Origin of the sequence: Mycobacterium parmense, from assembly GCF_010730575.1 — a bacterium.
Lineage (GTDB): Bacteria > Actinomycetota > Actinomycetes > Mycobacteriales > Mycobacteriaceae > Mycobacterium > Mycobacterium parmense.
This window is the reverse complement of sequence record NZ_AP022614.1, coordinates 3,668,102-3,690,021: the sequence shown is the minus strand read 5'-3', so window position 1 is coordinate 3,690,021 and position 21,920 is coordinate 3,668,102. Positions and strand designations below refer to the sequence as shown.

Sequence of the window (21,920 nt, the reverse complement as noted above, 5' to 3'; positions counted from 1 at the left end):
GCGATTGATGCGCGGGATCATCTTGGCCGGGGGCTCGGGCACTCGCCTGCATCCGATCACCATGGGGATCAGCAAGCAGTTGCTGCCGGTGTACGACAAGCCGATGGTGTACTACCCGCTGTCCACCCTGATGATGGCCGGGATCCGCGACATTCTGGTGATCACCACCCCGCACGACTCGGCGGGCTTCCGCCGGTTGCTCGGCGACGGTTCGCAATTCGGCATCAACCTGACCTACGTGACCCAGGAACGGCCGGACGGCCTGGCTCAGGCATTCGTGTTGGGCGCGGGACATATCGGCAACGATCCCGTCGCATTGGTGTTGGGAGACAACATCTTCTATGGCCCCGGGCTGGGCACGAGCCTGCGCCGCTTCCAATCCATCAGCGGCGGAGCGGTTTTCGCCTACTGGGTGGCCAACCCGTCGGCCTACGGTGTGGTCGAATTCAGTGACGACGGCATAGCGCTGTCGCTTCAGGAGAAGCCGGCCACGCCGAAGTCCCAGTACGCCGTACCCGGCCTGTACTTCTACGACAACGAGGTCATCGAGATCGCCAAAGGCCTCGAGAAGTCCGCGCGCGGCGAGTACGAGATCACCGAGGTCAACCAGATCTACCTGAACCGCGGCCGGCTGGCGGTGGAGGTGCTCGCCCGCGGCACGGCGTGGCTCGACACGGGAACGTTCGACTCGCTGCTGGACGCCAGCGACTTCGTTCGCACGCTGGAGCGCCGGCAGGGCCTGAAGGTCAGCGTCCCCGAGGAGATCGCCTGGCGGCAGGGCTGGATCAGCGACGAGCACCTCGAAAAGCGGGCGCACACGCTGCTCAAGTCCGGGTATGGCGGCTACCTGCTCGATCTGCTGGAACACCGGAGGTAGCGGCCGCCGGTTTGGCCAGTACCGCGGCGATCGCCGTCGTCAGCGGCACCGACAGCGCCAGTGCGATCCCGCCCACGGCTGAACGGACCAGCTCGACGGCCACGCTCTCGCTGGTCAGCACGTCACCCAGCGAGCGGTTGGCGACGCTGAACAGCAACAGCAACGGCAGGGAGCTGCCGGCGTAGGCCAGCACCAGCGTGTACACGGTGCTGGCGATGTGGTCGCGCCCGACCCGGATGGCGCCGAGGAAGACGGCGCGGCGGGACGTGTCGCCGCCGAGGTGGGCCAGCTCGAAAACCGCCGAGGCCTGCGTCACCGTCACGTCGTTGAGCACCCCCAGCGACCCGATGATGAAGCCCGCCAGCAGCAGGCCGCCGACCGACACGTTGCCCAGATAGGCGCCGACCGTGGCGTTCTGTTCGTCCGACAGTCCGGTCAGGTGGGCCAGCTGTATCGCCCCCCAGGACAGCCCCGCGGCCAGCAGCAGCGACGACAGGGTGCCGAGCAGCGCGGCGCTGGTCCGCAGGTTGACGCCGTGGGCCAGGTACATCACCGCGTAGAGGATCGCCGCCGACGCCACCAGCGCAACGGGAATTGCGGGAGCGCCGTCGCGCATCGCGGGCAGCAGGAAGATCACCAGAACCCCGAACGCGACGACGATGCCGACCAGCGCGAGCAGCCCGCGCCAGCGGGCTACGGCGACGATCACCAGCGCGAACGCGATCGCCAGGCCCACCAGCGCCCAGCCGCGCTCGAAGTCGTAGAAGGCATAGCTGGTGGCCCCCTGGTCGTCGACCTGGCGGACCAGCCGGATGCGGTCGCCGGCCGCGAACTTGGGCTGGCCGGGGCCGGGGGAGGATTCCAGCAGGGTCTTGGCGCCGGCGTTGGGCCCGGAATCGATGGCGACCAGTGTCTGCACGCAGCGCCCGCTGCCCGGCGTTCCCGGCATCGGCGCGGTGGTGATCACCTGGCTGGTCGACGGGCTGCCGCAGTCGCCGAGCGCGCTGGACAGCACGTGCCCCGCCTGGGTGCTCACCGCGCCGCCGACGGCATTCTGGAAGGGCAGCGGGACGTCGACGTGCTGCCGGCTCGGCCACAGCAGGACCGCGCCGACGATCACCGCCGCACCGATCGCGGCCAACAACCCGATCACGATCCTCGCGGGCAGCGGATCCACCGGGGTCGGGCCGGGCAGCGTGTGCGAGTGGGAATGCGTCACCCGCTCCACGGTAGAGGGGCTACTGCCGATAGCTGACCAGGAAGTTGCCCAGCCGGTCGATCGCGGCCGCCAGATCGCGGGCCCACGGCAGTGTCACGATGCGCAGGTGATCCGGTGCGGGCCAATTGAACCCGGTGCCCTGCGTCACCAGGATCTTCTCCGACAGCAGCAGATCGAGAACCAGCTGCTCGTCGTCGGCGATGTCGTAGACCTCGGGGTCCAGCCGCGGGAACGCGTACAGCGCGCCCTGTGGTTTGACGCAGGACACCCCCGGGATCTGGTTGAGCTTCTCCCAGGCGACGTCGCGCTGCTCGAGCAACCGGCCACCGGGGAGCACCAGGTCCTCGATGCTCTGGTGGCCGCCCAGCGCGACCTGAATTCCATACTGCGCCGGGACATTCGGGCACAGGCGCATGTTCGCCAGCAGGCTGATGCCCTCGATGAAGCTTTCCGCGTGGTCCTTGGGCCCGGTGATCGCCAGCCAGCCGGCCCGGTAGCCGGCGACCCGGTAGGCCTTGGACAGGCCGTTGAAGGTCAGGCACAGCATGTCGGGCGCGAGCGTGGCCACGTTGATGTGCTTGGCGTCGTCGTAGAGGATCTTGTCGTAGATCTCGTCGGCCAGCAGCAGCAGCTGGTGTTTGCGCGCGAGATCGACCATCCGGGTGAGCACTTCGCGGCTGTAGACCGCGCCGGTCGGGTTGTTCGGGTTGATGACGACCAGCGCCTTGGTGCGCTCGGTGATCTTCGACTCGAGGTCGGCGATGTCGGGCTCCCAGCCCTGGGTTTCGTCGCACAGGTAGTGCACGGGCGTGCCGCCGGCCAAAGAGGTCGACGCCGTCCACAGCGGGTAGTCGGGCGACGGGATCAGCACCTGGTCGCCGTTGTCGAGCAGCGCCTGCAGCGTCATCGTGATGAGCTCCGAGACGCCGTTGCCCAGGTAGACGTCGTCGACGTCGAACCGCGGGAAGCCCTCGACCAGTTCGTACCGGGTGACCACCGCGCGCCGGGCCGACAGGATGCCCTGCGAGTCGGAGTAGCCCTGGGCATAGGGCAGCGCTTGGATCATGTCGCGCATGATCACGTCGGGCGCCTCGAAGCCGAACGGGGCAGGGTTGCCGATGTTGAGCTTCAGAATGCGGTGCCCCTCGGCCTCCAGCCGCGCGGCTTGCTGGTGCACCGGGCCGCGGATCTCGTACAGAACGTCCTGCAGTTTGGACGACTGTGCGAAGGTGCGCTGCCGGTGGTGACCGGTGGTGTGCAGGGGCAGCTGGTGAGTTGTCACGACACTATCGTGCCATCGCTGTCCACCGAAATTTGCTGAGCGGCGTCGAACGGCGTGGTCAGCGCTTGCCCGGCGGGCGTGCGCCGCGGGCGATGCCCAGCCCCTTCACGGGTGCCGCCGGGGGCGCCTCGTCGCCGTTGGTCGCCGTCGTGGGCTCGGGTGCGGTCTCCCCTTTCGGCTCGGCGGGTTCCTCGGACGCGGTGGGTGCCGCCTTGGCGGGTTCCTCCGCCGGGGCGGGCGCCGCCTTTGCGGGCGCGGCCTTCTTGGCGCCGGGGCGCTTCGCGCCGGCGGCGATGCCGAGCCCCTTCACGGGCGCCGCGGGGGCTTTCGCCTCCGTCGTGGCTGGAGCTTCGGCCTCGGATTCGGCCGGAGCCTTGGTCTCGGCGGGTGCCTCCGGAGCGCCGGCCTTCGCGGCGGGAGCGGCCTTCTTGGCGCCGGGACGCTTCGCGCCGCCCGCGATCCCCAGGCCCTTCACGGGTGCGGCCGGTGCCTTGGCTTCCGCCTCGGCCGGGGCTGCGGCCTCGGACTGCTCGGCCTTAGCCGCCGGTGCGGCCTTCTTGGCGCCGGGACGCTTCGCGCCGCCCGCGATCCCCAGGCCCTTCACCGGGGCGGCGGGAGCGGCCCCCGAGGTCGAAGCCTCCGCCTTGGCAGCGGGCGCCTCGGCTTCGGCGGGCGCCTCCTGCTTCGCGGGCGCCTGCGCCGGAGCGCTCGCGGCGGCGGCCTTCGGCGCGGTCGCCGCGCGCTTCTCGGCTTCCTTGGCGGCCGTGCCCTTCTCCGGCAGCGTGACCTTCTCCCGGTCGAGGGAGCCGAGCAGGATCTGCGAGACGTCGAGCACCTCGACGCCCTCGCGCCCCGCCTCCTCGGAGCGGTCGTTCACGCCGTCGGTCACCATCACCCGGCAGAACGGGCACGCGGTGGCGATGGTTGCGGCGCCGGTGGCCAGCGCCTCGTCGACGCGCTCGTGGTTGATGCGCTTGCCGATGTGCTCTTCCATCCACATCCGCGCGCCGCCCGCGCCGCAGCAGAAGCTGCGCTCGGCGTGGCGCGGCATCTCGGTGAGATTGGCTCCCGCGGCGCCGATCAGCTCGCGCGGCGCCTCGTACACCTTGTTGTGCCGGCCCAGGTAGCACGGGTCGTGATAGGTGATGTCCTGGGAGACGGGCGCGACCGGCACCAGCCGGTTGTCCCGGATCAGCCGGTTCAGCAGCTGCGTGTGATGCAGCACCGTGTAGTTGGCGCCCAGCTGGCGGTATTCGCGGCCCAGGGTGTTGAAGCAGTGCGGGCAGGTCACGACGATCTTGCGGTCGACGGATTCGACGCCCTCGAACACGCCGTCGAGGGTCTCGACGGCCTGCTGGGCCAGCTGTTGGAACAGGAACTCGTTGCCGGAGCGGCGCGCGGAGTCGCCGTTGCAGCTCTCGCCGGTGCCCAGTACCAGGTACTTGACCCCGGCGATGGCCAGCAGCTCGGCGACGGCCTTGGTGGTCTTCTTGGCCTTATCGTCGTAAGCGCCGGCGCAGCCCACCCAGAACAGGTACTCGAAGCCGTCGAAGCTGTCGACGTCCTCGCCGTAGACGGGGACGTCGAAGTCGACTTCGTCGATCCAATTGGTCCGGTCGGCCGCGTTCTGGCCCCACGGGTTGCCCTTGGTTTCGAGGTTCTTGAACAGCACCGACAGCTCGGAGGGGAACTCCGACTCCATCATCACCTGGTAGCGGCGCATATCGACGATGTGATCGACGTGCTCGATGTCCACCGGGCACTGCTCCACGCACGCGCCGCAGGTCACACACGACCACAGCACGTCGGGGTCGATGACCCCACCCACCTGCTCGGTGCCGACCAGCGGCCGGGTGGCCTGCTCCGGGCCGGAACCCATGACCCTCCCGAACCCGGACTCGGGGACGTGGTGCTCCTCGGCGTGCTTCTCGCCGCCCAGTTCCTCGCCGACACCGCCCTCCGGGGTGTTCTCGGTGGGGGTCTCCTTGCTGCCGAGGATGTAGGGCGCCTTGGCCATCCAGTGGTCGCGCAGGTCCATGATGACGAGCTTGGGCGACAGCGGCTTGCCGGTGTTCCAGGCCGGGCACTGGGACTGGCAGCGACCGCATTCGGTGCACGTGGCGAAGTCCAGCATGGCCTTCCAGCTGAAGTCCTCGATTTTGCCGCGGCCGAATGTGGCGTCGTCGGGCGGGTTTTCGAAGTCGACGGGCTTGCCGTCGGCCTCGATCGGCAGCAGCGGGCCGAGCCCGTCGGGCAGCCGCTTGAAGATGACGTTGATGGGTGCGGTGAAGATGTGCAGGTGCTTGGAGTTCAGCACGATGATGAGGAACGCCAGCATGACCGCGATGTGCAGCAGCAGCGCCGTGGTCTCGATGATCTCGTTGGCGGGCTGGCCCAGCGGTCGCAGTATCGCGCCGAACAGCTGGGACACGAATGCGCCGTTGCCGTAGGGCAGGGTGCCGTTGTTGACGGCGGACCCGCGCACCAGCACGTAGGTCCAGATGACGTTGAAGATCATGAACAACACCAGCCAGGCGCCGCCGGTGTGCGAGCCGTAGAACCGCGACGAGCGTCCGATCTCGCGCGGGCTGCGCATCAGCCGGATGATCGCGAACGTGGTGATGCCGAGGAAAACGGCGGTGGCGAAGAAGTCCTGCAGAAAGCCCAGCGCGTTCCAGCGGCCGATGATCGGGATGTGGAAGTTCTCCTGGAAAAGGAACCCGTAGGCCTCGATGTACACGGTGAGCAGGATGAAAAAGCCCCACATGGTGAAGAAGTGGGCCAGGCCGGGAATCGACCACTTCAGCAGCCGGCGCTGGCCGAAGACCTCGGTGATCTCCGTCCAGACCCGCCTGCCGGGGTCGTCGGTGTGCCCTGGGGCGGGCTTACCGGCCGTGACCAGCTTGAACAGGAACAGAACCCGCCGTGCGGCGAGCGCGAGCACGATCAAGCTCATGCCCATGCCCACGGTCAATCTGATGAGCATCTGCGTGGTCACAGAAATCTCCCCAATGCATCGTTATTCGGCGTTACCGCAGTCTGCGATTTGCCTGCTTAGCCCTGCTCATAGTTACATCTCCCGGCCTTTCGACGCGAGAAAGGTTCCCCTAACTTCGCGTTTGCCGGGCACCGGTGGCGCAGGCATACCCGCGCCCCGCTCCGCTAACGCCGGAACGGCGGTTCGAAACGCGGAAACGGTCTGTCCCGCGTGGGTGCCGGCGGAGCGGCGGTGGTGGTGGCCTCAGTGGTGGTGCTGGGCTGGGTGGTCGTGGTCGGGGCCGCGGTGGTTGTGGCGGTCGTCGTCGTGGTGGTCTGTGGCGGCGCCGCGGTGGTCGTGGCCGGCGGTTGGGTGGTGGGCGGCGGCGGGAGGACCGTCACCGTGGTGCTGTCGCCCGGCCCGGTGACGGTCACGGTCTGCGACGTCGGCGGCGGTGCCGGTTCAGTGGCCGGGGGGTTGCCCGGGTTGGAACCCGAGTCGGCCAGATTGATGCCCAGCAGCACGGCCACCAGCACCGCCGCGCCCGCCGCGGCCACGCTCACGACCAGCGCCGTGCGCTTGTACCAGGGCAGCCCGCCGCCGGCAGCGGGCGGCGCATCGCGGTCGTCGTCATATTCCGTTGCCTCGCGCGCATACTCGCCGGTGGCGTCGCGCCCCGTGTAGGGCACCAGCTCGTCGTCGGCGTCGTCGGCATCCTGCGACCACGCCAGCGCCGGGTCGGCGTCCGCGGCCCGCGCGGTGGGAACCAGTTCGGTCGGCGTCTGCACCGCGGCGGCGGCACTTGTCGGGACACCCGCGGAGGCCTGCTGCTGGCCGAGGAGCGCCGCCCCGACGGCGGCAGCCGACCCGGGCTGCGCCGCGGTGAGCAGGGGCACCCCGAAGCGCTGCGACAGGCGGGCGCCGACCAACGGGATGGCGGCGCCGCCGCCGACGGCCGCCACGGCGGCCAGGCCGCCTGGCCCAATTCCGTTGCGCTGCAACGCTTCATCGATCGCTCGCAGCAGGTGCTCCAGTGGCTCGGCGATGAGCTGCTCGAAGTCGTTGCGCGACAACACAACAGGTTCACCCGAACCCGGCGTGACCGTGGCTGTCGCCGCCGTCGAGAGTCGTTCCTTCGCGCGCCGGCATTCGCCCAGCAACCGGGTCTGTGAGCCGATTCGCGTGGTGGCCCCCAGGTCGGCGACGGTCGCGTCCGCGGCCGGTGCGCGCACGTGCTCCGCGACGAGCTGATCGATGGCGTCGCCGGAGAATTCGGTGTGCCGCAGCGTCGAGCCGGTGGGCCCGGACCCCGGCCGGGCGCCCATCAGCGTGACGCTGGTGCCGCCGGCGCCGAAATCGCACACCGCGACGGCACCGTCGGTGGGGAAGCCGGGTTGGGTGCGCAGTCCGGCCAGCGCGGCGGTGGCGTCGGAGACCAGCGTCGGCGGCACGCCGTCGCGTTCGAGGTCCGGCTGGGCGAAGAATTCCTCGCGCAGCGCGCTGAACTGGGCCTGTGACCAGTACGAGGGGACGGCGATGGTGACCGGTGTGCCGTAGCCGACCGCGCGCGCCATGGCCTCGATGGCCTCGACGGTCAGCACCTCGCCCAGGTACTTCGTCCCGTCGGCGGCCACCAACGGCGACGGGTCGCCGACCCTTTCGACGAAGCCCCGCAGCACCAGTCCGGATTCGGTCAGGTTCGGATTCTCTTCGGGCAGGCCGACTTCGGTGGGCCGGTGCTCGAACAGCGTCAGCACCGAACTGCGGCGCAACGGGGCGTGACCCGCGCGCACCGCGACCAGATTGGCCGCGCCGACCGACAGCCCGAGCGACTCGCTCATATCGCGCACCCCTGTGTCAGTTGTCGTGGATCTCCGCGAGTGTAGGTGCGCGTCAGCGCAGGCCGGGCGGCACCGTGATCACCGTCGGCACCTCCGGGATGGTGATCACCGAGGGCAGGTGCAAATGCGGCAGGTGATGCGTCGGCGGTGGCTGCTGCTGGGTGGGCTGGCGGGTCGGCTGGTAGGTCGGCTGTTCCGGCGGCGGGGCGACCGCGCTGCTGGACGGCGGTGGTGTGGTGGTCGTGGTGGACGGGGTCGTCGTGGTGGTCGGGGAGGTTGTGCTTGTCGTGCTGGTCGTCGGGGTCTTGCTGGTGCCCTGCTGGCCCTGGAGCAGTTCGACGATGCCGAAGATGATCAGGCCGATCAGGATCACGACGACGACAAGCCAGGCGATGAGCATCGCGGGCCTGCGGTACCAGGGCTTGGGCTCGGCGTCCGGGTCGAGGTCGTCCAGCGGGCCGAACGAGTCGGTCTGCGGGAACTGACCGGGCGCCGGCGGCCCGGTGGAGGGCGGCGGGGCCTCGACGGCGGGCGGAACTGCGCCGGCGCCGAAATTGGCATGCTGGGTCGGCTGATCGTGAAAATCGTCCCCCGGTGGGCCGTTGCGTGCCACGGCACCGATGGTACTGACAGGCGCTCAGAACGTGTCGACCTTCTCGATGCTGACGAACATGCCGTGCTTGGTGTGGTCGTTGGTGAAACGCGTGCCGTCGGGCGTGGCGTTGATGGTCCAGCCCTGGGCCTCGTAGGTCTTGTAGTCGATGGTGACGGTCGGGATGGAGCCCAGGTTGCCCAGCACCCATTGGACGGTGCCGCCCGCGGTGACGCTCACGCCGTTGGCGTGCTCACCGTCTTGCATCGGCGAGTTGGTGAACGGAGCCTCGCAGCCGACGCTGTCGTTGTTGATCTGGCAGCGGGTCATGCCGGACTTGGTCTCGATGAAGACGTAGCCGTTCTGGTCCGGCGGTAGCGGGATCGCGGCCCCCGGGGTGGTGGGGCTGGTCGGCGCGATCGACGAACCGGGCGCGGGACTGCTGGTCGGCGGCGGCGACGACGACGGGCGCGGCGTGGGAAACGTGGGCTCGGTGGGCCCTCCTGCCCCCGGCGACGCGACCGGCCTGCCCTCGATGCTGGAGCTGCAGCCGGACACCGGCATGGCGCTCACCAGCACGGGCGACAGCAGCAACGACCCACCGGCCATGCCCCACCGCGCCTTCTGCGACAACCGCACCTGAACTCCCGAAATCTCGAATTTCGCGCCTCAGACTACGCAGCGGGCGGGTAAAGCGACCGCAGTGACGCGCCCACGTTTACCCCACCGTGACCGAGGCGAGTTCAGGCCGCGAGCGGGGGATCCGTGCGCGGAGAGGCCGAGGCGGCACTGTCTTCGGCGATGGCCTGGACGCGGTGGCGGACCAAGAACCAGCCGCCGATGAGCGCGGGGACCCCGAGCACGATCGCGCCGAGCAGCCAGGGGCCCTGCACCTTGTCCAGCAGCATCAGGATCAGGACGCCGGCCAGGAAGGCCAGCGTGACGTAGCCGCTGTAGGGGGCCAGCGGCATCCGGAAGTCGGGCCGCTGCAAGGCACCGCGGCGGGAGAGCCGGTAGAGGCGCAGCTGGCACGCCACGATCGTGCCCCAGGCCACCACCACACCGACGGCGGCGAGGTGCAGCACGATCTCGAACGCCTGGCTCGGCTTGACCGCGTTGAGCACGATGCCCAGCAGGCCGACGGCGCTGGTCAACAGGATTCCGCCGTACGGCACGCCGTTCTTGGACATGGGCGCGGTGAACTTCGGGCCGCTGCCGTTGATCGCCATCGACCGCAGGATGCGCCCGGTGCTGTACAGCCCGGCGTTCAGGCTGGACAGCGCGGCGGTGAGGACCACCAGGTTCATGATGTTGCCCGCGCCGCTGAAACCCGCCTTGGAGAAGAACGTCACGAACGGGCTCACGTGGTTCTGGTAGGCGGTGTGCGGCAGCAGCAGGGCCAGCAGCACCGTCGAGCCGATGTAGAAGACCGCGATGCGAAAGACCACCGAGTTGATCGCGCGCGGCATGATCTTCTCCGGGTTCACCGTCTCCCCGGCCGCAATGCCAACCAATTCCACTGCGGCGTAAGCGAATACCACCCCCGAGGTGACGAGCACCAGCGGCACCAGGCCGGCGGGCAGCAGACCGCCGTGGTCGGCCCACAACGACGGCCCGGTGTCGCGGCCGTCCACCTTGAAGCGGCCGACCAGGAACACCGTGCCGACGACCAGGAACGTGATCAGCGCCAGCACCTTGACCAGCGAGGCCCAGAACTCCAGTTCGCCGAAGAGCTTGACCGAGATCAGGTTCATCGACAGCACCACCAGCAGCGCGACCAGCGCGAGGGTCCACTGCGGCACCGGGTCGAACGTCTTCCAGTAGTGGCAGTAGTGCGCGATCGCGGTGGTGTCCACGATCCCCGTCATCGCCCAGTTCAGGCAGTACATCCAGCCGGCCGCGAATGCCACCTTCTCTCCGAAGAATTCGCGTGCATAGGAAACGAAGGAACCCGAGGAGGGACGGTGCAGCACCAGCTCGCCCAGCGCGCGCAGGATCAGGAAGACGAAGACGCCGCAGACGCCGTACACCAGAAACAGCCCGGGCCCCGCCGACGCGAGCCTTCCCCCGGCGCCGAGGAACAGCCCGGTTCCGATGGCGCCGCCGAGGCCGATCATCTGCAGCTGGCGGTTCTTGAGGGCCTTGTGATAGCCCGTGTCTTCGCGGGTCAGCCGCTCGGCGGCGTCATCTACGGGTTGCATCAAGCTCCTGCGGCGTGGCCCCTGGAAGGCTCAGGGTAACCCACGCTCAGGCGTCGAGCACCCGGGCCGCTGCGCTCCAATAAGACAGCTCGTCGCGGTTGGCGGCCAGCCGGATCGTCTTGGTGTAGCCGTACTCCGCCAGCGTCTCCTGGGCGTGCTCGCGCCCGAAGCCGCTGTGGCCCACCCCTCCGAAGCCGGTGCCGATGGCGATGCGCTGATAGTTGTTGACGAACACGCCCCCGGCGCGGATCTGCCGGCTCACCCGCAGCGCTCGGTCGCCGTCGGCGGTGAACACCGACGCGACCAGTCCGAACGGGGTGCCGTTGGCAATGCGCACGGCCTCTTCCTCGTCCTTGAACGGGATCAGGGAGACCACCGGGCCGAAGATCTCTTCGCGGGCCACCCGCATGCGTGGGCTGACGTCGGCGAGCACGGTGGGCGCGACGTAGAACCCGTCCGCCAGCCGCGGATCGCCGGGCAGCGGCGCCTGGGCGGCGATGCGGGCGCCCTCGTCGACCGCGATCTGCAGGTAGTCGAGGACCCGCCGCTGCTGGTCGCGGGTGACCAACGGCCCGACGTCGGTGTTGGCGTCGAATCCGTCGCCCACCTTCAGCCGGCTCACCGCGGCGCAGAGCTTCTCTTCGAACTCGGCGTAGATGTTCTCCTGCACCAGGATTCGGGACGCGGCCGTGCAGGCTTCGCCCTGGTTGAAGAATCCGCCGTCGACGGCGGCCAGCAGGGCGGCGTGCAGATCCGCGTCGTCGAAGACAAGCAACGGGTTCTTGCCGCCCAGTTCCATGAGGGTCGGGGTGAGGTTGCCCGCGGCGGTCCGCAGCACCGACGCCCCCGTTCGCGGCGATCCGGTGAAGGACACCTTGCCCACCAGCCGGTGCCCGGCGAGTGCGGCGCCCACCTGGCCCCGGCCCGCCACGGCGTGCACCACGCGGTCCGGCAGGACCGACTGCATCAATTCGACCATCCGCAGCACCACCGAGGGGGCCTGTTCCGGCGGCTTGAGGACCACGGCGTTGCCGACGGCCAGCGCCGGGGCGACCTTCCCGGCGGTGTGGATGGGGGGCCAGTTGAACGGCACGATGCCGGCGATCACGCCGTACGGTTCCAGCATCGTCATGTCCACGACCGGGCCGTAGTCGCGGGCCTGGCTGGGCAGCACCTCGACCATGCTGGCGAAGTACTCGAAGATCGAGATCGCCGCCTCGACGTCGAAATTGCGCGCCTGGCTGACGGGCTTGCCCATCTCCAGCGACTCGAGCCCGGCGATCTCGTCGGCGTTGGCGCGGATCACCTCGGCGATCCGGCGCAGGTGCCGGCCACGCTCCCGCGCCGGGCGCCGCTTCCAGTGCAGGTGCGCGGCGTGGGCGGCGCGTACGGCCTGGTCCACCTCTTCGGGCCCGGCGCCCTGGACAACGGTCACCGTCTGACCGGTTGCGGGGTTCTCGACGACGAACTGGTCGTCGGTGGACGGCGAGGACCACCGGGTCCTGATGCTCGTCAGGGGAGGGGCTTGCTGAGTCAAGGGGCACCGTCCAAATCGTTTGACATGCGTACGATATTTGCGGCGAGGCGATCAGCGCCAATGACATGTTTTGATAGGTCTTATCGGAAATCGTAATAATGGCAGCATGGAGCTTCGCCACCTGGAGTATTTCCTGGCCGTCGCCGACAACCGCAGCTTCACCGAGGCCGCCAAGAGGCTCCACGTCGTCCAGTCCGGGGTGTCGGCCACCATCAAGGCCCTCGAACGTGAGCTCGGCGCCGAGCTGTTCGCCCGGGGCCCGGCGGGTGTGACGCTGACCCCGGCCGGCGAGGTGCTGCGGCCCCGCGCCCGAGAAACCATCGACGCGGCGCGCGCCGCCAAGGATGCCGTCAACGCCACCTGTGGGTCGGTCTGCGGGACGGTCACGCTGGGGACGCTCACCTCGATAGGCGTCATCGATCTGCCCACGCTGTTGTCCGAGCTGCACGCCCGGCACCCGCAGGTGGTTGTGCACCTGCGGGCCGCCGCAGCCGGGTCGGCCGGCCTGGCCCGGCAGCTGCGTGACGGCGACCTCGACGTCGCTTTCCTGGTCTTCACCGGCCCGGCGCCGGCCGACCTGCACGCACGGCTGGTCGCCGCCGTGCCCCTGCTCCTGGTCGTTCCCGCCGACCACCCCCTGGCGCAACGGGACTCGGTGCCGCTGGCCGAGCTGGCCGGAATGTCGTTCGTGGACAGCCCGCCCGGCTACGGCACCAGGACGGTGGTGGACAACGCGTTCACCGCCGCCTGTGTGGACCGGACCGTCGCGCTCGAGGTCGCCGACCTGGGCACGGCGGCGACCTACATCCGCAACGGCCTGGGTATCGGATTCCTGAGCTGGTCGATCCTCGACGAGATCGACGACTCCGGCCTCGCGACGGTCAAGATCGCCGACCACGACATGCAGTGGCGGCTCTACGTCGCCACCTCGGCGATGCGGCCGCCGAGCGCCGCGGCGCGTGCGCTGTTGGCGCTGATGGAGGAGATGATCACCGTCCGGTCGGCGTCTGATCACCGGGCGATCGGCAGCTGATCGGTACACGATCGGCACCTGATCGGCAAAGCGCGACGGCCGTCTCGCGCACCGGGAACGTTCGGCGCCGGCAACTCCGGCAGGCTCGGCGCGCGCCGGGAACAAGACGGCGGTGCCCACCGTTGGCATGATCGATAAGTTGAGCGAACCACACTCAAGCTTGGTTTGACACCGCCACGGAGGCGGAGGCAGTCTTGAGCGGGGTTCACTCAGCATAGTGCCACGACAGAAAGCTCTACTACTCAGGAGGAATCACTATGGCTCGTGCGGTCGGTATCGACCTCGGGACCACCAACTCCGTCGTCGCAGTTCTCGAAGGCGGCGACCCGGTCGTGGTCGCCAACTCCGAGGGCTCGAGGACGACTCCGTCCATCGTCGCCTTCGCCCGCAACGGCGAGGTACTGGTCGGTCAGCCCGCCAAGAACCAGGCGGTGACCAACGTCGACCGCACCATCCGTTCGGTCAAGCGGCACATGGGCACCGACTGGTCCATCGAGATCGACGGTAAGAAATACACCGCGCAGGAGATCAGTGCGCGGGTTCTGATGAAGCTCAAGCGCGACGCGGAGGCCTACCTCGGTGAGGACATCACCGACGCGGTCATCACCGTGCCCGCCTACTTCAACGACGCCCAGCGCCAGGCGACCAAGGAGGCCGGCCAGATCGCCGGCCTGAACGTGCTGCGCATCGTCAACGAGCCCACCGCCGCGGCGCTGGCCTACGGCCTGGACAAGGGCGAGAAGGAACAGACCATCCTGGTCTTCGACCTGGGCGGCGGCACGTTCGACGTCTCGCTGCTCGAAATCGGCGAGGGCGTGGTCGAGGTCCGTGCGACCAGCGGTGACAACCACCTCGGTGGCGACGACTGGGACGACCGCGTAGTCAGCTGGCTGGTCGACAAATTCAAGGCCACCAGTGGCATCGACCTGACCAAGGACAAGATGGCCATGCAGCGGCTGCGTGAGGCCGCCGAGAAGGCCAAGATCGAGCTGAGCTCCAGCCAGAGCACCTCGATCAACCTCCCCTACATCACCGTCGACGCCGACAAGAACCCGCTGTTCCTCGACGAGCAGCTGACCCGTGCCGAGTTCCAGAAGATCACCCAAGACCTGCTGGACCGCACCCGTCAGCCCTTCCAGTCGGTGATCAAGGACGCCGGCATCTCGGTCTCCGAGATCGACCACGTGGTGCTGGTGGGTGGTTCCACCCGCATGCCCGCGGTGACCGACCTGGTCAAGGAGCTCACCGGAGGCAAGGAGCCCAACAAGGGCGTCAACCCCGACGAGGTGGTGGCCGTGGGCGCCGCGCTGCAGGCCGGCGTCCTCAAGGGTGAGGTGAAAGACGTTCTGCTGCTTGACGTCACGCCGCTGAGCCTGGGTATCGAAACCAAGGGCGGCGTGATGACCAAGCTCATCGAGCGCAACACCACGATCCCGACCAAGCGGTCGGAGACCTTCACCACGGCCGACGACAATCAGCCGTCGGTGCAGATCCAGGTCTATCAGGGTGAGCGCGAGATCGCCTCGCACAACAAGCTGCTCGGTTCGTTCGAGCTGACCGGCATTCCGCCGGCCCCGCGTGGCGTGCCCCAGATCGAGGTCACCTTCGACATCGACGCCAACGGCATCGTGCACGTCACGGCCAAGGACAAGGGCACCGGCAAGGAGAACACGATCAAGATCCAGGAGGGCTCCGGCCTGTCCAAGGAGGAGATCGACCGGATGATCAAGGACGCCGAGGCCCACGCCGAGGAGGACCGTCAGCGCCGCGAGGAGGCCGACATCCGCAACCAGGCCGAGACGCTGGTCTATCAAACCGAGAAGTTCGTCACCGAACAGCGCGGCGCCGAAGGCGGACCCAAGGTCCCCGAGGACACCCTGAACAAGGTGGATGCGGCTGTGGCGGAAGCCAAGTCGGCGCTGGAAGGCACCGACATCTCCGCGATCAAGTCGGCGATGGAGAAGCTGGGACAGGAGTCCCAGGCGCTCGGCCAGGCGATCTACGAGGCCACGCAGGCCGCGGGCGGCCAGGCCGGCGGCCCCGAGTCCGGCTCGGCCGGCTCGGCCGACGACGTTGTCGACGCGGAGGTGGTCGACGACGACCGGGAGTCCAAGTGAGCGAAGGACACCCGGAACAGGTAACGGTCACCGACAAGCGGCGCATCGATCCGGAGACCGGAGAAGTGCGGCAGGCCCCTCCCGGCGCCCAGCCGGGAGGGGCGCCGGGAGCGGCCGCGCCCACGGGATCGGAGGCAGGCCCGGCCGACACCAAAGTCGCCGAGCTCACCGCCGATCTGCAGCGGGTGCAGGCCGACTTCGCCAACTACCGCAAGCGCGCGCTGCGCGACCAGCAGGCCGCGGCGGACCGGGCCAAGGCGGCCGTCGTCAATCAATTGCTGGGCGTGCTCGACGATCTCGACCGCGCGCGCAAGCACGGCGACCTGGACTCGGGCCCGCTGAAGTCGGTGGCCGACAAGCTGGACAGCGCGTTGTCCGGGCTCGGACTGACGGCGTTCGGCGAGGAGGGCGAGGACTTCGACCCGGTGCTGCACGAAGCGGTCCAGCACGAGGGCGACGGCTCGCGCCCGGTGATCGGCACCGTCATGCGGCAGGGCTACAAACTGGGCGACCAGGTCCTGCGGCACGCGCTGGTCGGGGTCGTCGACACGGTGGATGACACCGTGGCGGACGCGGTGGCGGGCGATCGCGCCGCGCCGGCCGAATCGGGCGATAACCCCGGCGAACCCGGTGACTAGACCACACAATCAGCACAGCAGAACACGAGAGAGGTGAGAGGGGGTGACGCGACATGGCCCAGCGTGAGTGGGTCGAGAAGGACTTCTACAAGGAGCTGGGCGTCTCCTCTGACGCCAGCCCGGAAGAGATCAAGCGCGCCTACCGCAAGCTGGCGCGCGACCTGCACCCTGACGCCAATCCCGACAATCCCGCCGCCGGCGAACGCTTCAAGGCCGTCTCCGAGGCGCACAACGTGTTGTCGGACCCGGCCAAGCGCAAGGAGTACGACGAGACCCGCCGCCTGTTCGCGGGCGGCGGTTTCGGCGGACGCCGGTTCGACGGCGGGGGATTCGGTGGCTTCAACGTCGGCGGTGACGGCGCGGAGTTCAACCTCAACGACCTTTTCGACGCCGCCGGCCGCAGCGGCGGGGCGAACATCGGCGACCTGTTCGGCGGCCTGTTCGGGCGGGGTGCGGGCGCGCGGCCCAGCCGGCCGCGCCGCGGCAACGACCTCGAGACCGAAACGGAGCTGGATTTCGTCGAGGCGGCCAAGGGCGTGGCGATGCCGCTGCGGCTCACCAGCCCGGCGCCGTGCACCAACTGTCACGGCAGCGGCGCGCGGCCGGGCACCAGCCCCAAGGTGTGTCCCACCTGCAACGGATCGGGCGTGATCAACCGCAACCAGGGCGCGTTCGGCTTCTCCGAGCCGTGCACCGACTGCCGCGGTAGCGGCTCGATCATCGAGCACCCGTGCGACGAGTGCAAGGGCACCGGCGTGACGACGCGCACCCGCACCATCAACGTGCGGATCCCGCCCGGCGTCGAGGACGGCCAGCGCATCCGGCTGCCCGGTCAGGGCGAGGCCGGGCTGCGCGGCGCGCCGTCGGGTGACCTCTATGTGACCGTCCACGTGCGTCCGGACAAGGTGTTCGGCCGCGACGGCGACGACCTCACCGTGACCGTTCCGGTCAGCTTCACCGAATTGGCCCTCGGCTCCACCCTTTCGGTGCCCACGCTGGACGGCAAGGTCGGCGTGCGGGTGCCCAAGGGCACCGCCGACGGGCGCATCCTGCGGGTGCGCGGGCGCGGTGTGCCCAAGCGCGGCGGCGGCAACGGTGACCTGCTGGTCACCGTGAAGGTCGCGGTGCCGCCCAACCTGGAGGGTGCCGCGATGGAGGCCCTCGAGGCCTACGCGGAAGCCGAGCGTGCCAGTGGTTTCAACCCACGCGCCGGATGGGCGGGTAATCGCTGATGGCGGTGAATTCCGGCAACCCGCGCAACTCCCGCAAGGATGAGGCGCGGACCTTCCTGATCTCGGTGGCCGCCGAGCTGGCGGGCATGCACGCGCAGACCCTGCGCACCTACGACCGCCTCGGCCTGGTCAGCCCGCGCCGCACTTCCGGCGGGGGACGGCGCTATTCGGAGCACGACGTCGATCTGCTGCGTGAGGTGCAGCGGCTGTCGCAGGACGAGGGGGTCAACCTCGCCGGCATCAAGCGCATCATCGAGCTGACCAACCAGGTCGAGGCGCTGCAGTCGCGGGTGAAGGAGATGACCGAGGAAATCGCGCAACTGCGTGCCGGCCAGCGCCGCGACATCGCAGTGGTGCCCAAGAGCACCGCTCTGGTGGTCTGGAAGCCGCGGCGCTGATCTTCCAAGCTCTCCCGGCGCCCAGCAAAGATTGTCGTTCCGTTTGTTCGCCGATAGGCGTTATATTCGGCCGGTGATCGGCGCCGATTTGCTGACAGGGCGTGACAGCGAATTAGCCGCAATTCGCCGAGCGCTCAGCGGAGTCGGCAATTCGTCGGGCGCCGTCATCGCCGGGGCGGCGGGAGTGGGCAAGACCAGGCTCGCACGCGAAGTGCTGGCTCGTGCGGAGGCGTCCGGTGAGCGGACGTACTGGATCGTGGGAACGCAGTCCGCGCGACAACTGCCGCTGGGCGCATTCACCCCGTCGATTTGCGACGCGGTGCCCGACCCGATTTCCGGCGTGCGGCGGGTCATCAACTCCTTCATCGAGCAGCAACGTCGCGGCCGGGTGCTGATCGGCGTCGACGACGCGCACCTGCTGGACGGGCTGTCCGCCCACGTCATCCACCAGCTGGCGCAGGCGCGCGGCACCCGGTTGCTGGTCACGGTGCGCACCGGCGGCGACGAGGCCGACGCCATCACGGCCCTGTGGAAGGACGAGCTGCTCGCGCGCCTTGATCTGCAACCCCTTTCGGCCCCTGACGTGCGCCGGATCATCGAGGGTGCGCTCGGTGGCGCCGTGGACAGCCGCAGCGCCCGGCGATTCTGGCAACTGACCGGCGGCAACGCGCTGTTCGTGCGCCAGCTGCTGAAGGACCAGATCGCGGCCGGGGCGATCAAGCAGGTGGCCGGGGTGTGGATGTGGGACGAGCGCGTCGCGGTCTCCGACAGCCTCGGCGACATGGTCGGCCGGCAGCTGAGCCGGCTGCAGCCCGAGGTGGCGGCGGTCGTCGACACCCTCTCGCAGTACGAGCCGCTGGCGGTCGACGTGCTCTGCGACCTGGTGGCCCGCGCGGACCTCGAGGAGGCCGAGCGCCTGGGCCTGGTCATCGTGGAACGCACCGGCCCCCGGCTCCTGGCCCGGCTGGCCCATCCGCTGTTCGGCGAGCTTCGCCGCGCCGTCGCCAGCGAGATGTACCTGTCGCGCATCCGCGGCCGGCTCGCGCAGCGCCTGGCCCGGCACGCCGACGCCGACGTGTCGGCCACCGTGCGCCGGGCGCTGTTGACGCTGGAATCGGACCTTCCGCCCGACCCGCAGCTGTACCTGCGGGCGGCGCAGCTCGCGATGACGCTGCTCGATCTCGACCTGTCCGACCGATTCGCCGCCGCCGCGGCCGAGGCGGGGATCAGCGAGGCCGAGGGGCTGCGCGCGATCAGCCTGGCCGGGCGCGGGCACGGCGAGAAGGCCGAGGCGATCCTCGCCGGCATCGGCGTCGACGACCCCGACGGACATCACTGGGCCACCGTGCGCGCGGCGAACCTGGTGTGGAACCTGGGCCGCCCCCGCGACGCGGCCGCGATCCTCGACGGCTTGGCGACGACGCCGGAATCGGAGGCGCAGCGCGCCGAGCGCGCCGCGGTCGAAGCGTGCGTCGACGCCGTCATGGCTCGTTGCGGCTCGGCGGCGGACAAGGCGCGGGCGGCGCTGAGCTCTCCCACGCTGCCCGACTTCCACGCGATGCTGGCGTCCGTCGCGCTGACCACCGCCCAGGGTGCGCTCGGCAAGATCACCGACATCTCCGAGATGGTGGGGCGGGCCATGGACCGCGCGATCACGTCGTTTCAGGCGTCACCCATGCGGTTCTGGTACGGCGCGGTCTACGCCCGCGCCTGCCGGCTCAACGGGCGCATCGACGAATGCGTGCGGGCGGCCCAGCAGCTGGCCGAGTCGGTCCGCGACGTGCCAGGCCTGGCCTACGCCAATCTCGCGTTCCTGCTCGGCCAGGCCGAGCTGGTCCGCGGCGATCTGCGCGCCGCTCTGACGCTGCTGCACGAGGCCCAGGCCGGGGCGCAGAAGCACAGTGTCACAACGGGCTTGCGGGCGGCGAGCTGCTTCGCGCTGGCCGAGGCGCACGCGAAGCTGGGCGAGGCGGACGCGGCGGACGAGGCGATAAGGCAAGCGCGACAACACGTTCCGGCTGACTACCTGTTCATGCAGACCGGTCTTGCGCTGGCCGGCGGCTGGGCACTCGCGGCCGGCGGACGACTGGCCGACGCCACGTCGATCGTCCGCGCGGCCCGCGAGGACGCGCGGACGCGCGAGCAGCCGACGCACGAGGTGGCCTGCCTGCAGGCGGCGGCGCAGTGGGGCGACGCGTCGGGGGCGGCGCGCGCGCGTGAGCTGGCCGACATCCTGGCATTTCCGCTGGCGTGTGCCGTTGCGCGGCATACTGATTCGCTCGCGACCGGCGACGGGGAGGGGCTGCTGAAGGCGTCGGCCGACTACCGGGCGATCGGCGACCGCGCCGCGGCGGCCGACGTCGCCGCCCAGGCGGCCGTGGCCTTCAGCCGCAACCAGCAGCGCAAGCGCAGCCTGTACGCCGCGGCGGTGGCGCAGGAGCTGGCCACCGAATGCGGCGGCCTGTGCACACCGGCGCTGCGCAACCCGATCGGCCAGCCGCTGACCGACCGTCAGCGCGAGATCATCGAGCTCGTCGCCGCGGGCCTGTCGCACAAGGAGATCGCGGAGCGGCTCGTCACGTCGGTGCGCACGGTCGAAGGACATGTGTACCGCGCCTACCAGCGCCTGGGCGCCGGGTCGCGCGAGGAGCTCGTCGAGATGCTGCGAGCGGGCCCGCGCGCGTAGCCGACTACTCGTGGCAGCGGGACAAATCTCTGACACGCTGCTCGCATGGCGAGCGATACGTGCAGCGTCAGCGCAGGCTCGAGGTGGACCGACACGCTGCTGGATCGCATGCGCGGGTTGGGCGATCCGCTGGCCGACGCGCCGGTCGCTGCGGTGCTTGAGGGGGGCGGAGTTGACGCGGTCAACGCGCTGATGCGGACGCTGGTCCGCGTCGATCAGCCGGTGCCCGAGGAGCTGCCCGCGGAGATCAGGGCCTACCTCGTCGAGACCCTGCCCCTGCCCGAGTGGGCCGACCCGGCCCTGATCGCGCGCGGGCAGCGATTGTTCGAGACGTGGGGCGTGCAGGTCGCGGCCTGCCTGTTCTGCGCGTCGCTGCCGTCGTCGTACGCGGCGGCCAAGGGCGTGAAGGTGCTGTACCTGACCGCGCGGCTCGACACCGACGCGCGCCGGCGGGTGATGGAAACCGGTCAATTCCTCATCGATTCGCTCAATGCCGGTGGCCTCGACGAGAACGGCAAGGGCCGGCGCACCATTCAGCGCGTGCGCCTGATGCACGCGGCCGTCCGCCACCTGATCAAGGCCCGCAACGAGCAGGCGCCCGGCATGTGGCACGCCGACTGGGGGACGCCGATCAACCAGGAGGACCTCGCGGGGACGTTGCTGGCCTTCTCGTATGTCTTCGCCGATCCGATGCGTCGCCTCGGTGTGCGCGTGGGCGCCCGGGACATGCGCGCCTACCTGCACCTGTGGAACGTCATCGGGCACCTGCTCGGGGTGCGCGACGAGCTGCTGGTGCGCGACGTGCCCGACGCCGCCGCGTTGGTCGACGCCATCCGGCGCCGGCAGTTCAGTGCGTCACCGGAAGGGCGGGAGCTCACCCGGGCCCTGCTCGAGCTGCTGGACGAACTGACACCGCTGCGCCGGTTGGACGGCACGATCCCGGCGCTGATCCGCCACCTGATCGGCGACGAGACCGCCGAGCAGTTGGGGGTTCCGGAGTCGACGCTCGCCGAGCGCCCCGGCCCGCTCGCGCGCGCCGCCGACTGGTTGTTGGTGCATGCCCTGGGCCGCGTCGAACGCGACCTGCTGCGCTACCACCTGATGTCGCGCATGGCCCCGACGATCGGGCGCGATCTGCTGGGCGCGCTCTTCACGATGGAGCGGGGCGGCGAGCGGGCGCCGTTCGACATTCCCGACAACCTCGCCCGCAACTGGGATCTGCTCGCCTGAGCTGGGTCCGACCGAGGCGAGTAGTCGACTACGCGTGACCGCACTTCCGTGCCGGCCCAC

The 21,920-nt window shown here is 69.6% G+C and carries 15 protein-coding genes and 1 pseudogene; 8 read left to right on the top strand and 8 right to left on the bottom strand.

All coding sequences use genetic code 11. The features are described from left to right. Positions 1–7 precede the first annotated feature (7 nt). Positions 8–877 (top strand): glucose-1-phosphate thymidylyltransferase RfbA, encoded by an 870-nt coding sequence (gene rfbA, locus G6N48_RS17065; RefSeq protein WP_085271660.1) that lies wholly within the window; start codon positions 8–10, stop codon positions 875–877. Here rfbA and G6N48_RS17060 read toward each other — a convergent pair. From G6N48_RS17060 to G6N48_RS17025, 8 genes and pseudogenes are all read right to left on the bottom strand, one after another. Beyond that, positions 825–2,096 (bottom strand): YibE/F family protein, encoded by a 1,272-nt coding sequence (locus G6N48_RS17060; RefSeq protein WP_085272038.1) that lies wholly within the window; start codon positions 2,094–2,096, stop codon positions 825–827. The two genes, rfbA and G6N48_RS17060, sit on opposite strands and share 53 nt — an antisense overlap. A 19-nt stretch (positions 2,097–2,115) precedes the next feature. Next, a pseudogene (locus G6N48_RS17055) lies at positions 2,116–3,404 on the bottom strand (pyridoxal phosphate-dependent aminotransferase). A gap of 32 nt (positions 3,405–3,436) precedes the next feature. Further along, positions 3,437–6,376, bottom strand: a complete 2,940-nt coding sequence (locus G6N48_RS17050) for a (Fe-S)-binding protein (RefSeq protein ID WP_179969882.1) — start codon at positions 6,374–6,376, stop codon at positions 3,437–3,439. A gap of 164 nt (positions 6,377–6,540) precedes the next feature. Further along, complete coding sequence (locus G6N48_RS17045) at positions 6,541–8,196, bottom strand: Hsp70 family protein (protein WP_085271662.1); 1,656 nt, start codon at positions 8,194–8,196, stop codon at positions 6,541–6,543. Between the two features lie 52 nt (positions 8,197–8,248). Further along, positions 8,249–8,809, bottom strand: a complete 561-nt coding sequence (locus G6N48_RS17040; protein WP_085271663.1) for a hypothetical protein — start codon at positions 8,807–8,809, stop codon at positions 8,249–8,251. A 24-nt stretch (positions 8,810–8,833) separates the two neighbouring features. Then, positions 8,834–9,427 carry a hypothetical protein gene (locus tag G6N48_RS17035; RefSeq protein WP_085271664.1) on the bottom strand — a complete coding sequence of 198 codons (594 nt, stop codon included), beginning with the start codon at positions 9,425–9,427 and terminating at the stop codon, positions 8,834–8,836. Between the two features lie 104 nt (positions 9,428–9,531). Next, entirely contained in the window at positions 9,532–10,989 is a 1,458-nt protein-coding gene (locus tag G6N48_RS17030) for an amino acid permease (protein WP_085271665.1), read from the bottom strand. A gap of 46 nt (positions 10,990–11,035) precedes the next feature. Continuing rightward, positions 11,036–12,526 carry an aldehyde dehydrogenase family protein gene (locus tag G6N48_RS17025; protein ID WP_085271666.1) on the bottom strand — a complete coding sequence of 497 codons (1,491 nt, stop codon included), beginning with the start codon at positions 12,524–12,526 and terminating at the stop codon, positions 11,036–11,038. Positions 12,527–12,632: 106 nt separating this feature from the next. Here G6N48_RS17025 and G6N48_RS17020 point away from each other — a divergent pair, with 106 nt between their 5' ends. The 7 genes from G6N48_RS17020 (at position 12,633) to G6N48_RS16990 (ending at position 21,860) form a co-directional block, all read left to right on the top strand. Beyond that, a complete protein-coding gene (locus G6N48_RS17020; RefSeq protein ID WP_085271667.1) occupies positions 12,633–13,559 on the top strand; it encodes a LysR family transcriptional regulator in 927 nt (308 codons plus the stop codon). Between the two features lie 257 nt (positions 13,560–13,816). Continuing rightward, entirely contained in the window at positions 13,817–15,676 is a 1,860-nt protein-coding gene (gene dnaK, locus G6N48_RS17015) for a molecular chaperone DnaK (protein WP_085271668.1), read from the top strand. Next, positions 15,673–16,314: a nucleotide exchange factor GrpE gene (grpE, locus tag G6N48_RS17010; protein WP_085271669.1), complete on the top strand. Its 642-nt coding sequence runs from the start codon at positions 15,673–15,675 to the stop codon at positions 16,312–16,314. The genes dnaK and grpE overlap by 4 nt, the downstream gene beginning before the upstream one ends. 53 nt (positions 16,315–16,367) lie before the next feature. Next, the gene (gene dnaJ, locus G6N48_RS17005) at positions 16,368–17,546 is read left to right on the top strand and encodes a molecular chaperone DnaJ (protein ID WP_085271670.1); all 1,179 of its coding nucleotides are present in this window, start codon (positions 16,368–16,370) and stop codon (positions 17,544–17,546) included. After that, entirely contained in the window at positions 17,546–17,944 is a 399-nt protein-coding gene (locus tag G6N48_RS17000; protein WP_085271671.1) for a heat shock protein transcriptional repressor HspR, read from the top strand. Before dnaJ ends, G6N48_RS17000 begins: the two co-directional genes overlap by 1 nt. Before the next feature lie 73 nt (positions 17,945–18,017). Beyond that, complete coding sequence (locus G6N48_RS16995) at positions 18,018–20,630, top strand: LuxR C-terminal-related transcriptional regulator (RefSeq protein WP_085271672.1); 2,613 nt, start codon at positions 18,018–18,020, stop codon at positions 20,628–20,630. 45 nt (positions 20,631–20,675) lie between these two features. Beyond that, positions 20,676–21,860 carry an oxygenase MpaB family protein gene (locus tag G6N48_RS16990; protein WP_085271673.1) on the top strand — a complete coding sequence of 395 codons (1,185 nt, stop codon included), beginning with the start codon at positions 20,676–20,678 and terminating at the stop codon, positions 21,858–21,860. The last annotated feature ends 60 nt before the right edge of the window (positions 21,861–21,920 follow it).

Excerpts from the sequence above, each read along its gene's own strand:
- rfbA (WP_085271660.1), top strand. The coding sequence starts at position 8 with ATGCGCGGGATCATCTTGGCCGGGGGCTCGGGCACTCGCCTGCATCCG.
- G6N48_RS17045 (WP_085271662.1), bottom strand. The coding sequence starts at position 8,196 with ATGAGCGAGTCGCTCGGGCTGTCGGTCGGCGCGGCCAATCTGGTCGCG.
- G6N48_RS17030 (WP_085271665.1), bottom strand. The coding sequence starts at position 10,989 with ATGCAACCCGTAGATGACGCCGCCGAGCGGCTGACCCGCGAAGACACG.
- G6N48_RS17020 (WP_085271667.1), top strand. The coding sequence starts at position 12,633 with ATGGAGCTTCGCCACCTGGAGTATTTCCTGGCCGTCGCCGACAACCGC.
- dnaK (WP_085271668.1), top strand. The coding sequence starts at position 13,817 with ATGGCTCGTGCGGTCGGTATCGACCTCGGGACCACCAACTCCGTCGTC.
- dnaJ (WP_085271670.1), top strand. The coding sequence starts at position 16,368 with ATGGCCCAGCGTGAGTGGGTCGAGAAGGACTTCTACAAGGAGCTGGGC.
- G6N48_RS17000 (WP_085271671.1), top strand. The coding sequence starts at position 17,546 with ATGGCGGTGAATTCCGGCAACCCGCGCAACTCCCGCAAGGATGAGGCG.
- G6N48_RS16990 (WP_085271673.1), top strand. The coding sequence starts at position 20,676 with ATGGCGAGCGATACGTGCAGCGTCAGCGCAGGCTCGAGGTGGACCGAC.